Origin of the sequence: Streptomyces sp. NPDC058773 (assembly GCF_042746015.1) — a bacterium.
In the GTDB taxonomy this organism is placed as follows: Bacteria; Actinomycetota; Actinomycetes; order Streptomycetales; family Streptomycetaceae; genus Streptomyces.
Genome location: NZ_JBHYPE010000095.1, coordinates 1 through 3,956 on the forward strand (window position 1 = coordinate 1; position 3,956 = coordinate 3,956).

At 53.4% G+C, this 3,956-nt stretch carries 5 protein-coding genes and 1 pseudogene; 1 reads left to right on the forward strand and 5 read right to left on the reverse strand.

Going from position 1 to position 3,956, the window contains the following annotated elements:
- Nucleotides 1–520: hypothetical protein (locus ACFW5B_RS35140; RefSeq protein ID WP_386449166.1), on the forward strand; the 520-nt coding region annotated here is incomplete at its 5' end.
- Here ACFW5B_RS35140 and ACFW5B_RS35145 read toward each other — a convergent pair.
- The 5 genes and pseudogenes from ACFW5B_RS35145 to ACFW5B_RS35165 all read right to left on the reverse strand — a co-directional run bounded on the left by ACFW5B_RS35145 (nucleotide 517) and on the right by ACFW5B_RS35165 (nucleotide 3,759).
- Nucleotides 517–1,635 (reverse strand): DNA methyltransferase, encoded by a 1,119-nt coding sequence (locus ACFW5B_RS35145; protein ID WP_077952212.1) that lies wholly within the window; start codon nucleotides 1,633–1,635, stop codon nucleotides 517–519. The genes ACFW5B_RS35140 and ACFW5B_RS35145 overlap by 4 nt on opposite strands.
- A gap of 418 nt (nucleotides 1,636–2,053) precedes the next feature.
- Nucleotides 2,054–2,269: an MbeD family mobilization/exclusion protein gene (locus ACFW5B_RS35150; protein ID WP_079967714.1), complete on the reverse strand. Its 216-nt coding sequence runs from the start codon at nucleotides 2,267–2,269 to the stop codon at nucleotides 2,054–2,056.
- A 3-nt stretch (nucleotides 2,270–2,272) separates the two neighbouring features.
- A complete protein-coding gene (locus ACFW5B_RS35155; protein ID WP_137502582.1) occupies nucleotides 2,273–2,758 on the reverse strand; it encodes an MbeB family mobilization protein in 486 nt (161 codons plus the stop codon).
- A 322-nt stretch (nucleotides 2,759–3,080) separates the two neighbouring features.
- Nucleotides 3,081–3,497, reverse strand: a pseudogene (locus tag ACFW5B_RS35160) (relaxase/mobilization nuclease domain-containing protein); the annotation flags it as partial.
- Nucleotides 3,436–3,759, reverse strand: coding sequence for a MobC family plasmid mobilization relaxosome protein (locus ACFW5B_RS35165; RefSeq protein WP_170989424.1), 324 nt, complete (start codon nucleotides 3,757–3,759; stop codon nucleotides 3,436–3,438). The pseudogene ACFW5B_RS35160 and the gene ACFW5B_RS35165, both read right to left, overlap by 62 nt.
- Nucleotides 3,760–3,956 lie beyond the last annotated feature (197 nt).

Here is a 3,956-nt window from a genome sequence, read left to right on the forward strand (position 1 = left end):
CGCAATGGAAGATATTTATGACTTCTTCCATGATGTGAACAATTTACTATCAAACAAAGGATTGCATAGGCTTGATGACATGATGAGACCAGCAGCTATGTCTGGCCTCATTTCAGATATGATCACAGCTTCCCTCGCTAAATTTTCAAGATCACTTGTTGAAAACAAGCATTTCAATGGACATCCAGACCTAGTTGTTAGAGGCAAGTATCCGAATGACAGTATCTCCTCAGGGGAAGACGGCATTGAAATAAAAACCACCAGGAAAAATGGGGGTGCCGTCGATACTCATGGGGCAAGATCTCAATGGATGTGCGTATTTGTCTACAATGTAGATAATGAGACTGAACCGGCCTCAGACAGAAAGTCGATGAAATTTACCGAGGTATATCTTTGCCACGTTGATGAAAATGACTTCCGTCGTAATGATCGTGGTGCATTAGGAACCAGAACAGCAACCCTTCACAAAGAAGGGTTGAAGAAGCTCAGAGAAAGCTGGGTTTACAAGGATTTAGTTTAGTTATTTTCCTTGCTTGGAAGGGCTGATAGCGCGGGGATAGCTTTCTCCGCCAAATCAAAGAACTCCCGGTCTATTTCAACTCCAATGCTCTCATAACCTATATGGTTTGCAGCTGCTAATGTGGAGCCGCCCCCCATAAATGGATCGAGAATAATCCCCTCTCCTAAAGGAAGCACTGCCCTCACTAATTGCCTCATGAAATTTTGCGGCTTTAATGACGGATGTGGCGCTATCTTTTTTTCATGTGCTGGCGTCGGATGAGATTTAATGACATCGCCAAATGGCCTGTCAGCTGAAATTCTCCTGAATCCACCTGTTTTCCACTTTCGTAGATTATCCTGAACCCTTCCATCTAGAGGCTTTCTCAGCACTATCCATGGTTCCCATTGAGAACGTGGCATGACAGAAACATCTCCAAATTCATCATGGGCGTTTTTGGGCCTATCCCCTCCTCTCATGGTCATAACCTGACGCGCGATGTAACCTCGTAGCTCTAAGCCAGACGTAGACATAGAGTCCGCGACTATATGCGATAGAAGAGGGTTGGATGCGATAACTATATTCCCGCCAGGAACAACCACCCTTTCGACTTGCGAGGATAGTTCTTTGAAAAATAATGATATATTTCTAAGATCTTCTTCCCGCAAAACCGTAAAGCGAGGTAATGGCGCACGCTTATGTCCATCAAAGGAAGGCGGCTTTCTCCAAATACCACCTTTCCCTGCCCTTAGTTTCTCAGTCTGCTGTTTTGTATACTCGACTAATCCGTAAGGAGGATCGGTTACAACTGCATGAATTGAATTATCTTTTTGCCTTTTTAACCATTCAATTGCATCATCAAAAAAAATCGTCGATTTCCCAACAGCCTTAGGTGAAGACGTCAAATCTAAGGAGGGAGTAATACCAGCATCACCATTTAAGCGATAGACACCGCGATCTACTCGTTCGAACAGACCAGGGGTATTTAAACTCAGATATGAACGTACAGAAGATTTTGAAATTTCTCCAATTTTCAAATAAACAGCGTTGGTTATCTCCTCAATAGAAGCTTCTCTTCCAAGCCTTAAAAAACATTCAATTATCGAGTCACGAACAACACCAGGAGCCAAAGACATGTTTATAAATCCAGTATTTTTGTATAAAATAATAATACTAACTAGACGTCAGGACGTCAATTTAGTTTAAAAGTGACGTCAAAAGAGCATGCATTAACTCCGCATTTACCATAACAGTGCTTTCCGGCACCGCCTCAGGGCGGGTTCGGCGCGAAAGCGGCGTCAGCCCGGTAAAACCGGCAGTAAACTCCCCACTAAATCGCGCATTCCGCGTCAGATAAATTTCACCCGACTGCATAGCCATGCAACCGGGTGAATGGCACCGGCTTTCGGCGGGGATCTGCGCCGCCCCCCCCGTTTTATCCGGTTTGTTACAGCGACGGACCGTCATACGTCCGCTGGCGCTGCGATCGTTCCAGCTCCAGCGCTTTCTGGTGCTGCGCCGCCCGCTGCTGCTCCCGGTGCGCCTCGATTCCGTTCAGCCTTGCGACAACCGGCGCAGCTGATCGCTCAAACTCTGCACCTGCCTGCTCAAGACCGTGACGCGCTCGCTCAGCGCCGCGTTCTCCCGTTGCATAAGACCAGACATCGTCCGCCATTCCGCGAAGGCGTTCTCCCACTCGTCCAGCCTTTTCGAGTAGTCCTGCTGTAGCTGCTCTAATGCGCTCAGCAACTGTTTTTCCAGCTCCGTCATGTGCTATTTCCCCGCCAGTATCATCCAGCTCGAATCCTCTCCGAACCGTCCCGCTTCCGGGTTCACCCTCACGCAGCGGCGTCTCTGATCGCCGCAGGTCGAGAGCTGCACGCCGCTGTTCCGATCGGACAGCATAGCCTGCGTGCTCTTCTGCTCCCGGATGGTCGTGTAATTGTCGAGTATCTGCTGACTCTGCCACCACAGAATGGCCGCGCTCGAAGCGATCAGCAGCGCGGACACCAGGACGATGGTCAGCCACGTCTGGCTGACCATGCGCAGCATCCCTTTCGTGCGCTGGCTCATGGCTGAGGACAGCTTCCGGTCGTGCTCGAGGATGGCGGCGCTGATTCTCTTCTCGCTTTCGCTCAGTTCCGCTCTGACAGACTTCTCGTGCTCGCTGAATGCGGCTTTCAGCATCTCGCCGGTACTCTGCTGCTGCGCTTTCGATTTCTGCTCTAAGTCCTTCGCCAGCGTTAAAAGACTGTTCATAGATGGCTCCCTTCAGTCGGATGTTTCGCCCCCCGTCCGGGTCGGCAATGCTGATGCTGCTTTTTGTAGTGCGCACCACCTCAAAACCAGCGCTTTCCAGCGCCTCAGTGACGTCCTGACGGGTTTTCAGCTCCCCGGACGAGGCTAAGGCCAGTAAACCCCGCGTAATCGCCTGGGCGGCTTCCTGCTTCGTTTCCGGCAGCGCGGACGGCGTGACCAGCGCCCGCCGGTTTTCCGGCGCGTTTGGATCGTGCAGCCCCAGCCTGCCGTTCACAATGGTCTGCCAGGCATCGATGCGCGGTCGGTCGGCGCGGTCGTAATACGGCTGGAGACGCCTGCCGGTCAGCAGCTCCGTGTTCGGGATCAGGAAGTTCAGCTCCAGCCTCCCTTTGTCCCGGTGCTCAACCCACAGCACGCTGTACTGGTCTTTATCGAGTCCGGGCATCAGAACCCGCTCGAAGCTCGCCATCAGCTTTTCACGCTGGCCGGGCGGTAAGTCCTGTTCGGCAAAAGACAGGACGCCGGATGTGTATTTTTTGGCGTAGGGCGAGGCGTCGATAAGCTCCCGGACTTCCTCCGGCTTCCCCTGCAGAACGCTGGCACCTTCGCGCTGGCGGTCTTTGCCCAGCAGGTAATCCACAGGCCCGGCGCCACCGCCGCGCCCCCGGGGGTGAAACTTAACGATCATCGTCTGCCCCCTTTTCCAGCACGGCGTGCCGCAGCCGCTCGAGTCCGGCATCGATGGCCATCAGCGCGGCGACAACCTGCACGCGGTCGTGCCCGCTGCCGCCACCGCCGTTAACCTGCCGGGCAATCTGGTTAAGGTTGTTCCCCATGCCGGCAAGCTGACGAAGCAGCGCCGGCGAGAGCGAGGGAAGTTTGCCGGTTCGGGCGGGCTTCTCGTCCAGGCACGTCTGCCGCATCCAGGCCGCGAGCTGTTTACCGTCGCAGCGCTCCAGCAGACGGCGGTGCTCATCTTCGGTCACCCACATGGTGAGCATTTTGCTGCGTTTGTCTGCCAATCCGGCCTCCTGATAACGCCGGGACGGGCGGGAAATCTTTTCCCGTTCGGCGCGGTGTTGGACAAGCCGCAGGCGCGTCAGTGGTTTTAGCGGGTTTCGGGGCGCAGCCCTGAACCAGTCACGTAGCGCTAGCGGAGTGTATACTGGCTTAATAAGATAGTTCGGAGTGGTGACTC